This is a genomic window from Streptomyces luteogriseus (assembly GCF_014205055.1).
GTDB lineage: Bacteria > Actinomycetota > Actinomycetes > Streptomycetales > Streptomycetaceae > Streptomyces > Streptomyces luteogriseus.
The window spans coordinates 4,622,140-4,638,443 of record NZ_JACHMS010000001.1 but is presented as its reverse complement, the minus strand read 5'-3'; the positions used below and the strand labels follow the sequence as shown (position 1 = coordinate 4,638,443).

Here is a 16,304-nt window from a genome sequence, read left to right as displayed (position 1 = left end):
CACCGCGAGCGCCACCCTGAGCAGGGGCGACGCCGGCAGTGTGCGAGGTCCGGAGGGCTACGCCAGCGCCCTGCCCAGGACGTACACCGCCGGGGCCGCCGCGGCCAGCGGCAGGGCCACGCCCGCCGTGAAGTGGACGAATCGGGACGGGTAGTCGTAGCTCGCGACCCGGTGGCCGATCAGGGCGCAGACGGCGGCGCCCGCGCCGAGGAAGGCGCCCGACGTGCCGAGGTCCGTGACCGAGCCCATCGCGATGCCCGCGCCCGCCGCGGCGAGCAGGGACACCACCACCGAGGCCGGGGTCGGCAGCGGCAGCGCGCGGGCCAGGACGGCGACCCCGACGGCCACCGCCCCCACCGTCACCGCGTCCGCGGCGGCCGCGAGGTACCCGCCGGCCACGATCGCCAGCGCCGAGGCCGCGACCGTCGCCATCAGGCCGTACATCCGCTCGTCCGGGTCGGCGTGCGAGCGCAGTTGCAGGACCAGCGCGAGCAGCACCCACACCCCGATCGTGCCGAGGATCGCCGACGGCGAGCGGCCCGAGGCCAGCAGCGCCGCGTCCGCGGCCAGCGCGCCCGCGAAGCCCAGCGCGATGCCCTGCCGGGCCGGCCACATCCCGTTCAGCCGGAACCAGCCCGCCGCGGTGACGGCCTGGAGGACCACGAGCGGCACGAGCAGCGCGTACGTCCCGACCGCCGCGGCACCGGCCAGCAGCAGCCCGAGCAGCGCCGTCAGCGCGGCCGGCTGCATGCCGGGCTCGATGATCGGGGAGCGGCCCTCGGCGCGGGCCCGCTGCGCGTCGGTGACGCGCGCGTTCCCGCCCACGGTGGCGGGGCCGTATCCGGAGGCGTCGGCGTCGGCTCCGGCGGGCGCCGCAGGACCCTGCGGCGCCCGGGGAGTCTGCGACATCCGGGGAGTCTGCGGGGACTGCGGTGTCAGGATCGCCGTCTCCGGATCCGGCGCCTGCGCCTGCGCGGACACCGCCTGATGGTCAGGCGCCTGCGCGGACACCGCCTGATGGCTCTGCGTCTCCCAGGTCTGCCCCTGCCACTGCTGCGTGTACTGCTGAGCGGCGTGCGGGTCCTCGTACCCCTGCTGCTGGTACGCCTGCCCGGGCCACGCCTGCGGCTGCTGCCCGTAGGGGTCGTACGGCTGGTTCTGCCGGTTCGGCTGGTTGGTCATCGCTCATCCTCCTGCGAACGGCGGGAGCACCTCGACCGTGCCGCCGTCGGCCAGCCGTACCGTCTCATGTCCGCGGGTGCCCACGGGGTCGCCGTCCACCAGGAACGAGCACCGGCGCAGGACGCGCTCCAGCTCACCGGGGTGCCGTTCCCGCACTCCGGCGAGCGCCTCGGCGAGAGTGGCCGCCTCGTACGGCTCCTCGGCCACCCCGGCCGCGGCCTTGGCGGCGGCCCAGTAGCGCACCGTGACCTTTGGCATCTGCTTCCTCAATGAATTCGGCGGTGAACCCCGTCAGGCTAGCCCGCCCGGCCCGCGACCCACTCCCCGATCCGGGCCAGCAACGCGTCGCCGGCCGCGTGCTCGGCGTGCCCCATCCCCGGCTCCAGCCACAGTTCGCCCTGGTCACCGGCGGCAGCGGCCAGCATCCGCGGGTGGTCGAGGGGGAAGTAGCCGTCGGCCTCACCGTGCACGATCAGCAGCGGGGTGGGGGCGATCCTGGGCACCGCCTCCACCGGGGAGAGCGGAACCGGGTCCCAGTCCCGGTGGTGGATGCGCGTCCCGAAGCCGTACCGGCCGACGATCCGCCCCTCCGGCCGCGTCACCAGCCAGTGCAGCCGCCGCATCGGGGCGGTCCCCCGGTAGTACCAGCGGGCCGGTGCGCTGACCGACACCACCGCGTCGGTCTCGCGGGGGTGCAGCGCCGCGTGCCGCAGCACCACCGAGCCGCCCATCGAGAACCCGACCGTCCCCACGCGCGCGTGCCCGAACTCCCGCGCCCACCGCACCGCCGCCGCCAGGTCGAGCACCTCCCGGTCCCCGACCGTGGACCGCCCGCCGGACGCGCCGTGCCCCCGGAAGGAGAACGTGACGACCGCCCCGTAACGGGCGAAGGCCTGCGCCACCCTTCGTACATGCGGCCGGTCCACGGCCCCGGTGAAGCCGTGGGCGACGACGAACACGGGGTGACCGGAACGTGTCCGCGAGGCGTCGTGCACGGCGGTGCCCGGGTCGTACACGGCGTCGATCGTCACCCCGTCGGCCGTACGCAGAAACGTCCTCGAAGACCTCCGCACCGGCGTTGCCGCGGGCGTCTCGGAGTGTGGACGTTCGGTGGAACGCGCCACATGACCTGCCGGACGAGAGCTCATGTGGGCTATTCTGCTGGGCAGAGGACTCGGGCAGCGTAGCCCCCGGGTCCTTTTGTGCTTTCGGAAGCGTTGTATACGAAGCGGGAAACCGCAGGTGTACGGGGCCTTCGGGATCGCAGACAGAGCGGTGCTGTGCCAACAAGCGTCCTCGCAGGGACCGAGGAGGAACCAGACGTATGAGTTCTCTGCTGCTCCTGACCAACGCCCTCCAGCCGTCGACGGAGGTGCTCCCCGCCCTCGGCCTGCTCCTGCACAACGTGCGCGTGGCCCCCGCCGAGGGCCCCGCCCTCGTCGACACCCCCGGCGCCGACGTCATCCTTATCGACGGCCGGCGTGATCTGCCGCAGGTCCGCAGCCTGTGCCAGCTGCTGCGCTCCACCGGGCCCGGCTGCCCGCTCGTCCTGGTCGTCACCGAGGGCGGCCTCGCCGCCGTCACCGCGGACTGGGGCATCGACGACGTCCTGCTCGACACCGCCGGCCCGGCCGAGGTCGAGGCGCGGCTGCGGCTGGCCATGGGGCGGCAGCAGATCGTCAGCGACGACTCCCCCATGGAGATCCGCAACGGCGACCTGTCGGTCGACGAGGCCACGTACTCCGCCAAGCTCAAGGGCCGCGTCCTCGACCTCACCTTCAAGGAGTTCGAGCTCCTGAAGTACCTCGCGCAGCACCCCGGCCGCGTCTTCACCCGCGCCCAGCTGCTCCAGGAGGTCTGGGGCTACGACTACTTCGGCGGTACGCGCACGGTCGACGTGCACGTACGGCGGCTGCGCGCCAAGCTCGGCCCCGAGCACGAGTCGCTGATCGGCACCGTCCGGAACGTCGGTTATCGATTCGTTACGCCGGAGAAGCCGGAGAAGATGGAGCGCGGCGCCGAGGAGGCGAAGGCCAAGGCGGCCACGGCAAAGCCGGACACCGCGGACAAGTCGGCCGCCCTGGACGCGGCCGAGGCCCGCGCGAAGGCGTAAAGAGGCGTATTGCGGCGTCGACCTGGGCATCGCTTCCCGCACGGGGTCCCCCGGACGGCGGTCGGGATATCGTACGGAACCTCCTTTACGCCCTGCCCAGAGCCGGTATATCCGCGTAGACTCCGCGCGTGGCCAAGGTGACTCGGGATGATGTGGCGCGGCTGGCAGGGACTTCCACTGCCGTGGTCAGCTATGTCATCAACAACGGACCCCGGCCGGTCGCCCCGGCCACGCGCGAGCGTGTCCTCGCCGCGATCAAGGAACTGGGGTACCGGCCCGACCGGGTGGCCCAGGCCATGGCGTCCCGGCGCACGGACCTCATAGGCCTGATCATCCCGGACGCCCGCCAGCCCTTCTTCGGGGAGATGGCGCACGCGGTCGAGCAGGCCGCCTCCGAGCGCGGAAAGATGGTCCTCGTCGGCAACACGGACTACGTGGGCGAGCGCGAGGTCCACTACCTGCGCGCCTTCCTGGGGATGCGGGTCTCCGGGCTGATCCTCGTCAGCCACGCGCTCAACGACCTGGCCGCCGCCGAGATCGAGGCCTGGGACGCCCGGGTCGTGCTGCTGCACGAGCGGCCGGAGGCCATCGACGACGTCGCCGTCACCACGGACGACCTGGGCGGCGCCGAGCTCGCCGTCCGGCACCTGCTGGACCACGGCTACGAGTACGTCGCCTGCATGGGCGGCATAGCCGAGACCCCCGCGGTCGGCGACCCGGTCTCCGACCACGTCGAGGGCTGGCGTCGCGCGATGGACGAGGCCGGCATCTCCACGGAGGGCCGCCTCTTCGAGGCCCTCTACAACCGCTACGACGCCTACCAGGCCGCCCTGAAGATCCTCTCCGGCCCCGAGCGCCCGCCGGCGATCTTCTGCTCCACCGACGACCAGGCGATCGGCCTGCTGCGGGCCGCGCGCGAACTGCGCATCGACGTCCCCGGCGAGCTGGCGGTGGCCGGCTTCGACGACATCAAGGAGGCGGCGCTCACGGACCCGCCCCTGACGACGATCGCGTCCGACCGCCCGGCGATGGCCCGGGCGGCGGTGGACCTCGTCCTCGACGACGGGCTGCGGGTCGCGGGGGCCCGTCGGGAGCGGCTGAAGGTGTTCCCGTCGCGGCTGGTGACCCGGCAGTCCTGCGGCTGCGCGTAGCCTCCGGCGGTTCAGGCAGCGGGCGTCCTTATATCGGGCATACGAGGTTCTGTCGGGCTTCTCAGGGAGCACTCAGGAAGCTCTCATGGTCGGGCGCCAAGCTCTGTTCCATGACCGAGAGCTTCCACCGCAGTGGCGAGTACGAGAACCCTTACGAGGGTCAGCAGCAGGCCCCGGTGAACCCCGAGTGGCCGCCCCCGCCGGCGTACGCCCCGGCGCATGCTCCGCATCCGACGAAGCGCGGCCGCGGCCCCCTCGCCCTGATCGCCGCCGTGGCGATCGTGGCGGCGGCGATAGGCGGCGGCACCGCCTACGGCATCCAGGAGCTGACCGGCAACGACACCGTCGCCTCCAGCTCCACCAGCACCAACGTGGTCCCTTCCAGCCAGAAGGGCACCGTGGCCGGCGTCGCGAAGGCCGTCAGCCCGAGCATCGTCGAGATCAGTGCCGACTCCAACGCCGGGTCGTCCACCGGCTCCGGCGTGATCATCACCAGCGGCGGCGAGATCGTCACCAACAACCACGTCGTCTCCGGCGCCTCCCAGATCAAGGCGACGACCAGCGACGGCAAGTCCTACACGGCGAAGGTCGTCGGCACCGACAGCAAGAAGGACCTGGCGCTGATCAAGCTGGAGAACGCCTCCGGCCTGAAGACCGCCACGCTCGGCGACTCGGCCGGGATCCAGGTCGGCGACCAGGTCGTGGCCATCGGCTCCCCCGAGGGGCTGTCCGGCACCGTCACCAGCGGCATCATCTCGGCCCTCGACCGCGACGTCACCGTCCCGACCGAGGAGGGCCAGGACCAGGGCCAGCAGCAGTGGGGGCAGGGCCAGGGGCAGGGGCAGGGCGACCAGTGGCCGTTCGAGTTCGGCGGGCGCCAGTTCAACGGCGACACCGGGTCCAGCACGACGACGTACAAGGCGCTCCAGACCGACGCGTCCCTCAACCCGGGCAACTCCGGCGGCGCGCTGATCGACATGAACGGCAACATCATCGGGATCAACTCCGCGATGTACGCGCCGACGAGCCAGGCCTCCTCGTCCTCCGACGCGGGCAGCGTCGGACTGGGCTTCGCCATCCCGATCAACACCGTCAAGGCCGACCTCGCGAAGCTGCGGGCGGGGTCGACCGACTGAGCCCGGGCACCGACAGCGAGGAGTACGGCGATGATCGAGCAGGTCGTGCACACGGAGCCGGGCGGGGACCCGGCGGCGATCGGTCCGGCCCTCGCGGTGGCGTCCGCGCTGCACCCTCCGACGGGCCGGGCGGCGGAGACGGCACCGGCCACGGCGACCCGCAGGGCGAGCCGCGCCGGGAAGGCCCGGCGCCGGGCGGTACGCGGCTGACGTTCCCGCCGGCTCACGCCTCCCACGTGCGACGCTGAGAGCGTCAGAGCACCCCCGCCCCCCTTCACCCCCGAGGACCCCCGACCCATGAGCCCCGCAGACGGCGACCGTGACCCGCAGCGCATCCTGATCGTCGACGACGAGCCGGCCGTACGCGAAGCGCTCCAGCGCAGCCTCGCGTTCGAGGGGTACGGGACCGAGGTCGCCGTCGACGGCGCCGACGCGCTCGACAAGGCTGCGGCCTACCGGCCCGACCTGGTCGTCCTCGACATCCAGATGCCGCGCATGGACGGCCTGACGGCAGCGCGCCGCATCCGCGCCACGGGCGACACCATGCCGATCCTGATGCTCACGGCCCGCGACACGGTCGGCGACCGCGTCACCGGCCTCGACGCGGGCGCCGACGACTACCTGGTCAAGCCGTTCGAACTCGACGAACTCTTCGCCCGCATCCGCGCCCTGCTGCGCCGCAGCTCCTACGCGGCGGCCGTGGGTGCGGCCGACCCGGCCGACGAGGACGCGCTCACCTTCGCCGACCTGCGCATGGACCTCGCCACGCGGGAGGTCACGCGAGGCGGGCGCCAGGTGGAGCTGACCCGCACCGAGTTCACGCTCCTGGAGATGTTCATGGCCCATCCGCGCCAGGTCCTGACCCGGGAGCAGATCCTCAAGGCCGTGTGGGGCTTCGACTTCGAGCCGTCGTCGAACTCCCTCGACGTGTACGTCATGTACCTGCGCCGCAAGACCGAGGCGGGCGGCGAGCCGCGCCTCGTCCACACGGTGCGGGGTGTGGGCTATGTGTTGCGGCAGGGCGGCGCGGAGTGAGTTCCTGGACGCACAGGGTGGTACGCCGGTTCCGCTCCCTGCCGATCCGCTCCCGACTGGCGCTGCTGGTGGCGGCGGCGGTGGCGTTCGCGGTGGCGGCGGTGTCGGTGACGTGCTGGTTCATCGTGCAGGGGAAGTTGTACGACCAGGTGGACGGTGACTTGAAGTCGTCGTTCCGGACGTTGCAGGCCGACGACTTCGAGGCGTTGACGAAGTCGTGCCCCCAGAAGCCGTCGAACACGCTCGGCGGGGCCCCGCGGCCACAGACCTACGCGCAGGTGGTCAGGGTCGACGGCAAGGTCTGTCTGTTCAGCAGCCTCATGCCCCAGGTGAAGGTCACGAGCGGCGACAAGGCCGTGGCGAAGGACCCCGACCCGACCGTCGTCCGGCTGCGCAACGGCACGGACAGCGACGGCAATTCGGTGCGGGTGCTGACCACGGCGGTCGTCGTGAAGAACGGCCCGTTCGAGCAGGGCGTGGCCGCCGACTACGCGCTGGTCATCGCTGTGCCCCTCAAGGGAACGGAGTCCACCCTCAACGAACTGGCGCTGATCCTGCTGCTGGTCTCGGGGGTCGGGGTGGTGGGCGCCGGGGCGGCCGGCCTCACCGTGGCGCGGGCGGGCCTGCGCCCGGTCGACAAACTCACCGAGGCCGTCGAGCACGTGGCCCGCACGGAGGATCTGGACGTCCGCATCCCGGTGGACGACACCAGCGAGGACGAGGTGGCCCGGCTGTCCCGGTCCTTCAACTCGATGACGTCGGCCCTGGCCAGCTCCCGTGACCTCCAGCAGCAGCTGATCGCGGACGCCGGCCATGAACTCCGCACACCCCTCACCTCCCTCCGCACCAACATCGAACTCCTCACCCGCAGCGAGGAGACGGGCCGCCCCATCCCCGAGGCGGACCGCAAGGCGCTGCTCGCGTCGGTGAAGGCGCAGATGACGGAGCTGGCCGCGCTCATCGGCGACCTCCAGGAACTGTCCCGCCCGGACACGGGCCAGCACGCGGGCAGGACACAGATCGTCGCCTGGCAGGACACAATCGAGTCGGCGCTGCGGCGGGCCCGGCTGCGGGGCCCGGAGCTCACGATCACGGCGTACGTCCGGCCGTGGTTCGTCCGGGCGGAACCCTCCGCCCTGGAACGGGCGGTGGTCAATATCCTGGACAACGCGGTGAAGTTCAGCCCGCAGGGCGGCACGGTCGAGGTCCGCCTGGCCGAGGGCGTCCTCACGGTCCGCGACCACGGCCCGGGCATCCCCGCCGACGAACTCCCCCACGTCTTCGACCGCTTCTGGCGCTCCCCGAGTGCACGGGCGCTGCCGGGCTCTGGCCTGGGCCTGTCGATCGTGGCCCGTACGGTGCAGCAGGCCGGCGGCGAGGTGTCGTTGTCCCACGCCGAGGGCGGCGGCACGGTGGCGACGGTACGCCTGCCGGGAGCGGCGGTGCCTCCGCCGGAGGATCTGCCCTCGGCCTGAGGGCCAGGGCAGACGGCCCCTTAGGTCGGCTGCTCAGCCGCTCCGCGATGCGGGGCGCACTGGGCAGGGCGGCGGCGGCAGGCTCACCCGGCGCTGCGAGGTTCACGGCGCCGGTACGGCACCGATCTGCTGCATCACCCCGAGGAGATCGGGCTGGCCCCGTTCGCCGACGATCCGGCCGTCGGCCAGGTAGTAGAAGTTCATGGCCTGCACCGAGATCTTGTTGCCGCTCGCCGGGATCCCGAGGAATTCACCGTCGTGGGTTCCCCGCATGGTGAACCGTGCGGCCACGGTGTCGCCTTCGGTGACTGTCTCCTCCAGCGTCCACTGGACGTCGGGGAAGGCACTGCGCATCATCCCGATGACTTCCATGTACCCATCGGGCCCCCGCAGTGGTTCCGGGTGGCTTGGCGCGTGGAACACCGCATCCGGAGAAATGACCTCGTGGGCGAGATCCTCGTCGCCCGTGTTGATGAACTCGACGAAACGGTTCATCACTGACTCGGTGGACTGCGATGGCATCTTGCTGTGCCTCTCCAGAGACGTTTGGGCGGGTGCCTGCGAGCGTAACATCGATTCGATGTTCACATCGATTCGATGTTCACGTGCGAAGATGGGCTCATGCTGGAACTCGCGATACTCGGCTTCCTCGCCGAGGGACCCCTGCCCGGACATGAGCTGCGCCGCCGCATCTCACAGCTGACCGGCTATACGCGGCCGGTCAGTGACGGCAGCCTGTATCCGGCGATCAATCGCCTGACCAGGGCGGGCTTGATCGAGCGGCGCGCAGACCCGGCCGCGGGGGCGGCCCGGTACCTGCTCAGCCTGACCGCGGCCGGACGGGCCGACATGCTTCAGCGCCTGCGCAAGCCCGCCGACCACGAGATCACCGACTTCACCCGGTTCTACGTCGTCCTGGCCTTCCTCTCCCACCTGCACGACGTGGCCGAACAGCATGCGGTGCTGCGCAGACGGCTGGAGTTCCTGGAAGAGCCGGCGAGCTTCTTCTACGACAACGAGCGGCCTCTGCGTGCCGAGGAGATCGCCGACCCCTACCGGCGGGGCATGCTGCTCACCGCCCGCGCCACCAGCCGCGCCGAACGGACCTGGCTGCGCGAGACCCTCGGCGAGGAACCGCCCGCATTCGACACCGCATGCACCGACAGCGATCCATATGCGCCCGCCGCTCCCGCGGGCTGACGGCCCACGGAGGTACCCCCATGCTTGCTTCCTGGTACGACGCCCAGGGCCCCGCCTCCGATGTCCTGCACGTCGGCGAACTACCTGATCCCGTCCCCGGCCCCGGCGAGGTCCGCGTCCGCGTCACCGTCTCGGGCGTCAACCCCGGCGACACCAAGAAACGGCGCGGCTGGCTCGGCTCGTCCATGCCCTTCCCGCGGGTGATCCCGCACAGCGACGGCGCCGGAGTCATCGACGCCGTGGGCGCCGGAGTCGACGTCCACCGCGCCGGACAACGGGTCTGGGTATACGGCGCCCAGTCCTACCGCCCCTTCGGCACGGCCGCCCAGTACACCGTCGTACCTGACCACCAAGCCGTACCTCTGCCCGACCATCTCAGTGACGAACTGGGCGCGAGCCTCGGCATCCCCGGCATCACCGCCCACCGCACTGTCTTCGCCGACGGCCCGGTCGACGGCCGACTGGTTCTGGTCCACGGAGTTCTCGGCGGCGTCGGCTCCCTGGCCGCCCAGCTCGCCCACTGGGCCGGCGCCACCGTGATCGCCACCGTCCGCCGAACCGCGGACCTCGACCACGTCGACCCGGGCGTCGCCCACGCCATCGCCCTGGACACTGGCGAGCCCGCCGCTGCCATCCGCTCGTACGCGCCGCGGGGCGTCGACCGGATCATCGAGGTCGCGCTGTCCGACAATGCCGATCTCGACAACGCCGTCGCCGCCAACAACGCCGTCATCGCCGCCTATGCCACCCGCTCGGACCGCACCGAGATCCCCTTCTGGCCTCTGCTGTTCAACAACGTCACCCTGCGGCTGTTCGGCAGCGACGACTTCCCCGCCGAGGCCAAGCGCCAGGCCGCCCGCGATCTCACCTCCGCCGCCGCCGTCGGCGCCCTCACTGTCGCCGTCGGCGACCGTCACCCGCTGGACGACATCGCCAAGGCCCACGACCGCGTCGACGCCGGCGGTGGTCACGGCCGCATCCTGGTCACCATCCCCCGATAGCCCGGACTCGGACCACTGCCCTGCTCAACTGCCTGACTCTGCGGGGCGGCCCGTCGCGCTGTGCCACCCGAGTCACCCGGAAATGTGCGCCGGGCTCTCGTCCTTGACGCCGGCCAGGAACGACCCCCAAGGGCTGGCGCCGAACACGAGTATCGGGCCGTGCGGCTGCTTGCTGTCGCGGACGGGGACTACGCCAGGGCAGTTGTCGGCGATCTCGACGCAGTTGTTGGCTCCCCCGTCGCTGTAGCTCGACTTGCGCCAGGTGGGCTTCATGATCTGTGCTCCTCCAGTACGTCCCGGATGAACGTCAGCGAGTCCGACGGGGACATCGCCAGATCCCGCAGCAGATCGTAGGACAAACGGTGGCGCAGGACAGCCTCCGGATCATCCGTCAGCAGACCGCTGCTGTCTCCTTCCGTGTAGGCCGCGGCGCTTCCGTCCTCCTGCCAGAGCAGGGTCAGGGACCCCTTCCCCATGAGGGGATGTACCCCAGCGGAGAACGGCAGTACCTGCACGGCGACATTGGGCCACTGGGCGACGGCCTCGACGTGCAGCAACTGGTCATCCCAGATTTCCGCGTTGGCCGAGGGTCGGCGGAATGCAGGCTCGTCGATGATGAATCGGGCACTGGGTGCCGGGTCCTTGCGCAGCAGAAGCTGCCGTCCCAGGCGTGCGGCCACCTGTTCTTCGACGTCATCGCTGTTGTCTGCCGTTGTCTGGGGCCCAGACAACACCTCTCGGGCGAACTCCTCTGTCTGCAACAGCCCAGGCACGTCCGGCGTATACACGCGCAGGATCCGAGCTGTCGCCTCCAGCTCCATGTACCTCTTGTACTTGTTCTTGAAGGCGTCGAGCTGCGCCATCCTCCAGAGGGTCACCAGCAGGTCACCGGACCCGTAGTAGCTGTCCAGGTCCTCCATGACCGCCCGTTTGGAAAGCCGTTCCCCCTTCTCCAGGCGGCTCAGGTAACTCTTGTCGTAGCCGGTGTCGTCAGCCAGCTGCCCCAGCGACTTCCCCGCCTTCTCCCGCAGGAACTTCAGCGTCCGGCCGAGAACACCCCGCCCCGACTCCCGCTCCCCGTCAACCACTTCGCCCACGTCACCCCTCACCGTTGCCTGGAGCGCCAGGCAACACCTGACCCCTTCCGCAGCGTACGCGCGAGCCGTAACCATCGAGGCACGAACGGTAATCACCGCTCGTCAGACCCCCTGCCTGCCCCTGGAAGGGACACCCATGCGTCTACGCCTCCGCGCCGCCGAACTCTGCGAGTCCCTGCTCCTGACCCTCGTACGACTCCTGCTCCCCGCCCAAGGCCGCCACCGAGCCACCCCCGGTCCACAGCCACCGCCTCTTCCCGGTCCCCCTACACGCCTCCTCGACACAGAGCCCCTCGTCATGGACACCCCGCTGGTCCGGCCCTACCTCCACGCCCTGGAGGTCTACGCATGAGGCTGCTCCCCTGGACCGGCGCCGACGGCAAGGCCTGCTATCTCTCCACCGACGACCCCCACAGCCTCCTCTCGCACCTCGCCGACGACGTCGAGGCCGCTCAACTCGCCTCCGCCGAGCAGGTGCTCGCGGGCGCCAGATCCGTACTCGGCGACCCCAAGGCCGGTGAACGCGCCGTGCGTTTCGCGCTGACGAGGGCCGTGGAATCCCTGGGAGACGTGCTGCGTGTTGCTGTCAGTCGCAGCAGCGACACCCGATAAAGCGGGACATGACTCCCGGCCAGCTGTCAATGTCCTGTCATACCCGTCAGTAGCGCAAACTCCCGCAGCTGTTCTGACATCTTCAACGCCGTCATAGAACCGCAAGCAGGAGTGAGCCAACCCCCATGCGTCTCATTCGCAAGTCAACTCTCAAGAAATGCGGCGCTGTTGCCGCAACCACCGCCCTCGCCATATCCGGTCTGCTGACCGGCGCGGGGACCGCCGCCGCCGGGCCCGCCGGGGCCACCAACATCCGGGGTGTGGATCCCGGGGACACGGATCTGATGATCGAACGGCTCTGCAGTCAGGAGACGAGCCTGACGGGCGTGTACGGCGCCCTCAATGTCGACACCGGCGAGTTCAAGACCCAGGACGAGTACCTGCGGGACGTCTTCGGGCTGTGGAAGCCCGCCGGGCCGTGGGAGCTGTTCCGCGGCTGGTGCGGGTACGCCGAGGCCTCGACCTGGTCCATCAAGGGCGACACGGTCCGCACGTCACGCTGGATCGGCAACCAGGGCTCCGCCGACGACAAGGAGACCTTCGTCAGCAGCTACAGCACCAAGACGTTCGCGAAGAAGAGCGTCGGAGGCACCATCAGCCTCTCCCTCGCCAAGAGCATCTTCAGCGGCACCGTGGGCGGCAGCGCCGGGTACGAGTGGGGCTGGGAGAAGGAGTCCCGGTTCGAGACCCGCAGCGAGAAGACCATCCCGCCCTGCCGGCAGGTCGCCGTGACCTGGACGCCGTACCAGCGCGTGGTGCGCGTGAACCCCGTCTTCCACGTCGAGGACTACCAGTGGGACAAGGGGGACGGGGAGCGGACCGTGCACAGCTGGCGTGACCGGGGCTATCAGACCGTCTACTCCCACGGGTACTACATCGACGGGATCTCCGACAAGCTCCTGCCGAGCGGCCAGCCGGACGGCCGTGAGGACAAGATCGAGGAGAAGCTCGACCCCAAGTCCTGTACGGACTGAGGCAGATACCCCGGCAACCTTTCCGTGTGGGGCGACGACTGATCAGCGGTCATTCCCCCACACGGAACGGATCGCCGTATGAGTGAGCCGCGTAGCAAGGCCCGTCCCCGTCACCGCAGAAGCCGCACCGCCCTGGCGGTCGGGGTCCCCCTGGCCCTGACCGCCGCCGGTACCTTCGCCTACGGCACCGACCTCGGCGTCCTCGGCAGCAGTGTCCAGCAGGCCTCCGCCGCCGCCCCCACCTGGGCCGCCGACACCGCCGACGGGTTCGCCTCCGTCAACTCCCTCGGGCAGAACGGGACGTACGGCGGGCGCGGAGGCCAGATCGTCACCGTGACCACGCAGGCCGAGCTGGAGAAGTACGCCACCGCGACCCAGCCGTACGTCATCGTCGTCGCCGGGACCATCGCCATGAACCCGGTCGGCAAAGAGATCAAGGTGCAGTCCGACAAGACCATCGTGGGCCGCGGAACCGCCGGGCACATCGTCGGCGGCGGGTTCTTCCTCGGCCAGGGCGTGCACAACGTGATCATCCGGAACCTGACCATCCGGGACGCGTACCAGGGCATCTGGAACGACAAGGACCATGATTTCGACGCGATCCAGATGGACGGCGCCCATCACGTGTGGATCGATCACAACGATCTGCGGCACATGGCCGACGGGCTCATCGACGTCCGCAAGGACAGCACGAACGTCACCGTCTCCTGGAACAAGCTGAGCGACAACAACAAGACCTTCGGCATCGGCTGGACCGAGAACGTCAAGACCGACATCACGATCCACCACAACTGGATCCGCGAGACCGAGCAGCGCAACCCCTCCACGGACAACGCCGCCCACGCGCACCTCTACAACAACTTCCTGGAGGACGCCCCGGGCACCGCCATCAAGTCGGCGTACGGGAACTACTCGCGCGGCGGCACGAAGATGGTCCTGGAGAACTCCCTCTTCCAGGGCGTCAAGAACCCCGTCATCAAGGACAGCGGCGCCGCCGTCGTGCAGCGCGGCAACTCCTTCTCCGGCACCAGCGGGCGCAACGAGAGCGGCGGAACCGCCTTCGACCCGAAGACGTACTACCCCTACAGCCTGGACAAGGCCACCGACCTCCCGTCGGTCCTCAAGGCCGGAGCGGGGCCCCGCGCGTCCGTCGGTACGACCGCCTCCACCAAGGCCGCGGCCGCCACCACCCTCACCGTCGCCCAGGACGGCAGCGGCCAGTACCGGACCGTGCAGGCCGCCGTGAACGCCGTACCGGCGAACAACTCCTCGCGCGTCGTGATCGCCGTGAAGCCGGGGACGTACCGGGAACTGGTGAAGGTGCCGTCCAACAAGCCGCACGTCACCATCCAGGGCACCGGCGGCAGCCGCAAGGACACCACGATCGTCTACAACAACGCCTCCGGTACGCCGAAGCCCGGCGGCGGCACGTACGGCACGGGCGGCAGCGCCACCGTCGCCGTCGAGGCGGACGACTTCCAGGCGCGCAACCTGACCATCTCCAACGACTTCGACGAGAAGGCCAACCAGTCCCTCAACGGGCACCAGGCCGTCGCCCTGCGGACCGCGGCCGACAAGGTGTTCCTGGACGGGATCATCGTCAGCGGGGACCAGGACACGCTGCTGCTCGACACCGCCGCCAAGGACAAGCTCGGGCGGGTCTACGTCAGCAACTCGTACGTCATCGGCAACGTCGACTTCATCTTCGGCCGGGCCACGGCCGTCATCAACAGGTCCGTGATCACGCTGAAGAAGCGCTGGAACGGCACCTCGGCCGGGTACATCGCCGCGCCGAGCACCGCGGCGAACCGCAAGGGCTTCCTGATCGCCGACTCCACCGTGAACGGCGACGTCTCGGCCGGCAGCTTCTACCTCGGCCGGCCCTGGCACGCCGGCGGGGACGCGTCCCTCGATCCCCAGGCCACCGTGCGCAACACCAACCTGAGCAACGCGATCAAGTCGGCCCCGTGGACCGACATGAGCGGGTTCTCCTGGAAGGACGACCGGTTCGCCGAGTACAAGAACTCCGGCGCCGGGGCGGGTCCGGCCAGCACGAACCGGCCGCATCTGAGCGACGCGCAGGCCGCGAACCAGGAGGTCGCGGACTGGCTCGCGGGCTGGACGCCTTCGGCGTCCTGATCGGCTCCCTTCCGGGTCCGGCTGACGAGCGGCGCCGGGCCCGGAAGGGCCACCATCGTGATCCCGTGGGGGACTCCTACCGGTTCCTACTGCTTCCAGGCGTAGTGCAGCCGGTCCAGGCCACTCTGGTTGTTCACCGTGAGGCTGAGGTTCGTGCCCGTGCCCTGGAGCGTGGTGAGCGAGTAGGTGTCACCGTTGCGCAGGCCGGGCCAGTAGACCGAGCCCAGGCCCAGCTCGCGGATCGTGTCGGTCGCGGCCTGGATGTACGCGATCTCGTTGGAGGTGCCGGCCGGGCCGTTGTAGTCCAGGCCGGTCGTCATGGAAGCACCGAACTCGTCGAGGATCGTGCGTGAGGCGCAGTCGCCTATGCGACTCTTGAAGTCGGCCTTCCACTGGTCGACGCTGGTCCAGTCGGTGTGCCAGAAGCCGTAGTTGTGCAGGGCCAGGCGCGTGCCCTTCAGGCGCGGGTCGGCGCAGACCGGCTTGACGTCCTCGCTGTACTTGTAGCCGCCGATCAGGATCCGGTCGCGGGGCACGTTGCCGTGGCTGCTCACCCACTTCGCGGCGATGTCCGTCCACTCCTGGGCGGTGTAGCCGAACGGCTCGTTCATCGGCTCGAAGTACACCTTGGAGTTGCGGGCGTAGGCGGAGGTGATGCGCGCCCACATCCGGTCCCAGGACGCCTGGTCGTCGATCTTGCCGTCCTTGGCGTTGTCGGCCTCCCAGTAGCCCAGGATGACCTTGAAGCCCTTGGCGGTGGCGGCGTCGATCGCGCCCCGGTACGACGTCCAGAACGGGCCGTTCACGGAGGTCGGGTTGACCGGGAGGCGGACGGTGTTGGCGCCCAGCTTGGAGAATCCCCCGATGATCGCCTTGGACTTGGCGTAGGTGGTGGCGTAACTGTCCGACGTGGACAGGCCCGAGGGCACGACCGCGTCATGGGCGTAGTTGTCGCGCGGGTCGGCCCAGTTGACGCCCTTGAAGTCGCTGACGGGCGGCGGGGTGGCGGGACGGTGGGCGGGTGAGGCGGCGGCGGGGGAGGCGAGCGCTCCACCGAATGCCGTGACACAGGCCAGCAGCGCCCCCACGCACGCTGTCCCGCGATGGTTCCTTTGAGACACGACATCCCCTTCTGAGAGGTGCACGGTGAGCGGCCCGTAGACGGACCGCCCAGTGATGCACGAAACTA

The 16,304-nt window shown here is 70.2% G+C and carries 18 protein-coding genes; 11 read left to right on the top strand and 7 right to left on the bottom strand.

Going from position 1 to position 16,304, the window contains the following annotated elements:
• Positions 1–57: 57 nt before the first annotated feature.
• The 3 genes from BJ965_RS20450 to BJ965_RS20440 are packed head-to-tail and all read right to left on the bottom strand — an operon-like array spanning position 58 to position 2,330.
• Positions 58–1,182, bottom strand: coding sequence for a hypothetical protein (locus BJ965_RS20450; RefSeq protein WP_184909959.1), 1,125 nt, complete (start codon positions 1,180–1,182; stop codon positions 58–60).
• 3 nt (positions 1,183–1,185) lie between these two features.
• A complete protein-coding gene (locus BJ965_RS20445; RefSeq protein ID WP_059418772.1) occupies positions 1,186–1,440 on the bottom strand; it encodes a MoaD/ThiS family protein in 255 nt (84 codons plus the stop codon).
• Between the two features lie 38 nt (positions 1,441–1,478).
• Entirely contained in the window at positions 1,479–2,330 is an 852-nt protein-coding gene (locus BJ965_RS20440) for an alpha/beta hydrolase (RefSeq protein WP_184909958.1), read from the bottom strand.
• A gap of 176 nt (positions 2,331–2,506) precedes the next feature.
• Between BJ965_RS20440 and BJ965_RS20435 the strand changes: the two genes are divergently transcribed.
• The 6 genes from BJ965_RS20435 to BJ965_RS20410 all read left to right on the top strand — a co-directional run bounded on the left by BJ965_RS20435 (position 2,507) and on the right by BJ965_RS20410 (position 8,092).
• On the top strand, positions 2,507–3,295 hold the full coding sequence (locus BJ965_RS20435; RefSeq protein WP_184909957.1) for a response regulator transcription factor: 789 nt from the start codon (positions 2,507–2,509) through the stop codon (positions 3,293–3,295).
• A 128-nt stretch (positions 3,296–3,423) separates the two neighbouring features.
• The gene (locus BJ965_RS20430) at positions 3,424–4,446 is read left to right on the top strand and encodes a LacI family DNA-binding transcriptional regulator (protein WP_078615287.1); all 1,023 of its coding nucleotides are present in this window, start codon (positions 3,424–3,426) and stop codon (positions 4,444–4,446) included.
• Between the two features lie 110 nt (positions 4,447–4,556).
• The gene (locus BJ965_RS20425; RefSeq protein ID WP_184909956.1) at positions 4,557–5,582 is read left to right on the top strand and encodes a S1C family serine protease; all 1,026 of its coding nucleotides are present in this window, start codon (positions 4,557–4,559) and stop codon (positions 5,580–5,582) included.
• A gap of 30 nt (positions 5,583–5,612) precedes the next feature.
• Positions 5,613–5,792, top strand: coding sequence for a hypothetical protein (locus tag BJ965_RS20420; protein WP_184909955.1), 180 nt, complete (start codon positions 5,613–5,615; stop codon positions 5,790–5,792).
• 87 nt (positions 5,793–5,879) lie between these two features.
• Entirely contained in the window at positions 5,880–6,617 is a 738-nt protein-coding gene (locus BJ965_RS20415; RefSeq protein ID WP_184909954.1) for a response regulator transcription factor, read from the top strand.
• Complete coding sequence (locus BJ965_RS20410; RefSeq protein ID WP_313666967.1) at positions 6,614–8,092, top strand: sensor histidine kinase; 1,479 nt, start codon at positions 6,614–6,616, stop codon at positions 8,090–8,092. The genes BJ965_RS20415 and BJ965_RS20410 overlap by 4 nt, the downstream gene beginning before the upstream one ends.
• A gap of 102 nt (positions 8,093–8,194) precedes the next feature.
• On the opposite strand, the gene BJ965_RS20405 is transcribed toward BJ965_RS20410, so the two are convergent.
• Positions 8,195–8,680, bottom strand: a complete 486-nt coding sequence (locus tag BJ965_RS20405; protein ID WP_313666966.1) for an ester cyclase — start codon at positions 8,678–8,680, stop codon at positions 8,195–8,197.
• Between the two features lie 33 nt (positions 8,681–8,713).
• Between BJ965_RS20405 and BJ965_RS20400 the strand changes: the two genes are divergently transcribed.
• Both BJ965_RS20400 and BJ965_RS20395 read left to right on the top strand, forming a co-directional pair.
• Entirely contained in the window at positions 8,714–9,292 is a 579-nt protein-coding gene (locus BJ965_RS20400; RefSeq protein WP_184909953.1) for a PadR family transcriptional regulator, read from the top strand.
• 20 nt (positions 9,293–9,312) lie between these two features.
• Positions 9,313–10,293, top strand: a complete 981-nt coding sequence (locus tag BJ965_RS20395; RefSeq protein ID WP_184909952.1) for an NADPH:quinone reductase — start codon at positions 9,313–9,315, stop codon at positions 10,291–10,293.
• A gap of 72 nt (positions 10,294–10,365) precedes the next feature.
• On the opposite strand, the gene BJ965_RS20390 is transcribed toward BJ965_RS20395, so the two are convergent.
• Both BJ965_RS20390 and BJ965_RS20385 read right to left on the bottom strand, forming a co-directional pair.
• Positions 10,366–10,566, bottom strand: coding sequence for a DUF397 domain-containing protein (locus BJ965_RS20390; RefSeq protein WP_184909951.1), 201 nt, complete (start codon positions 10,564–10,566; stop codon positions 10,366–10,368).
• Positions 10,563–11,390 carry a helix-turn-helix domain-containing protein gene (locus tag BJ965_RS20385; protein WP_313666965.1) on the bottom strand — a complete coding sequence of 276 codons (828 nt, stop codon included), beginning with the start codon at positions 11,388–11,390 and terminating at the stop codon, positions 10,563–10,565. The genes BJ965_RS20390 and BJ965_RS20385 overlap by 4 nt, the downstream gene beginning before the upstream one ends.
• A 348-nt stretch (positions 11,391–11,738) precedes the next feature.
• Here BJ965_RS20385 and BJ965_RS20380 point away from each other — a divergent pair, with 348 nt between their 5' ends.
• The 3 genes from BJ965_RS20380 to BJ965_RS20370 all read left to right on the top strand — a co-directional run bounded on the left by BJ965_RS20380 (position 11,739) and on the right by BJ965_RS20370 (position 15,115).
• On the top strand, positions 11,739–12,002 hold the full coding sequence (locus BJ965_RS20380; RefSeq protein WP_184909949.1) for a hypothetical protein: 264 nt from the start codon (positions 11,739–11,741) through the stop codon (positions 12,000–12,002).
• A gap of 125 nt (positions 12,003–12,127) precedes the next feature.
• Positions 12,128–12,976, top strand: a complete 849-nt coding sequence (locus tag BJ965_RS20375) for a hypothetical protein (protein WP_184909948.1) — start codon at positions 12,128–12,130, stop codon at positions 12,974–12,976.
• 78 nt (positions 12,977–13,054) lie between these two features.
• The gene (locus tag BJ965_RS20370) at positions 13,055–15,115 is read left to right on the top strand and encodes a pectinesterase family protein (RefSeq protein WP_184909947.1); all 2,061 of its coding nucleotides are present in this window, start codon (positions 13,055–13,057) and stop codon (positions 15,113–15,115) included.
• A gap of 86 nt (positions 15,116–15,201) precedes the next feature.
• Here the strand turns inward: BJ965_RS20370 and BJ965_RS20365 are convergent, their stop codons facing one another.
• Entirely contained in the window at positions 15,202–16,236 is a 1,035-nt protein-coding gene (locus tag BJ965_RS20365) for a glycoside hydrolase family 5 protein (RefSeq protein WP_184909946.1), read from the bottom strand.
• Positions 16,237–16,304 lie beyond the last annotated feature (68 nt).

Coding starts and splice junctions, on each gene's coding strand:
- BJ965_RS20375 (WP_184909948.1), top strand. CDS start 12,128: ATGCGTCTCATTCGCAAGTCAACTCTCAAGAAATGCGGCGCTGTTGCC.
- BJ965_RS20380 (WP_184909949.1), top strand. CDS start 11,739: ATGAGGCTGCTCCCCTGGACCGGCGCCGACGGCAAGGCCTGCTATCTC.
- BJ965_RS20445 (WP_059418772.1), bottom strand. CDS start 1,440: ATGCCAAAGGTCACGGTGCGCTACTGGGCCGCCGCCAAGGCCGCGGCC.
- BJ965_RS20415 (WP_184909954.1), top strand. CDS start 5,880: ATGAGCCCCGCAGACGGCGACCGTGACCCGCAGCGCATCCTGATCGTC.
- BJ965_RS20450 (WP_184909959.1), bottom strand. CDS start 1,182: ATGACCAACCAGCCGAACCGGCAGAACCAGCCGTACGACCCCTACGGG.
- BJ965_RS20395 (WP_184909952.1), top strand. CDS start 9,313: ATGCTTGCTTCCTGGTACGACGCCCAGGGCCCCGCCTCCGATGTCCTG.
- BJ965_RS20400 (WP_184909953.1), top strand. CDS start 8,714: ATGCTGGAACTCGCGATACTCGGCTTCCTCGCCGAGGGACCCCTGCCC.
- BJ965_RS20370 (WP_184909947.1), top strand. CDS start 13,055: ATGAGTGAGCCGCGTAGCAAGGCCCGTCCCCGTCACCGCAGAAGCCGC.
- BJ965_RS20425 (WP_184909956.1), top strand. CDS start 4,557: ATGACCGAGAGCTTCCACCGCAGTGGCGAGTACGAGAACCCTTACGAG.
- BJ965_RS20435 (WP_184909957.1), top strand. CDS start 2,507: ATGAGTTCTCTGCTGCTCCTGACCAACGCCCTCCAGCCGTCGACGGAG.
- BJ965_RS20440 (WP_184909958.1), bottom strand. CDS start 2,330: ATGAGCTCTCGTCCGGCAGGTCATGTGGCGCGTTCCACCGAACGTCCA.
- BJ965_RS20390 (WP_184909951.1), bottom strand. CDS start 10,566: ATGAAGCCCACCTGGCGCAAGTCGAGCTACAGCGACGGGGGAGCCAAC.
- BJ965_RS20420 (WP_184909955.1), top strand. CDS start 5,613: ATGATCGAGCAGGTCGTGCACACGGAGCCGGGCGGGGACCCGGCGGCG.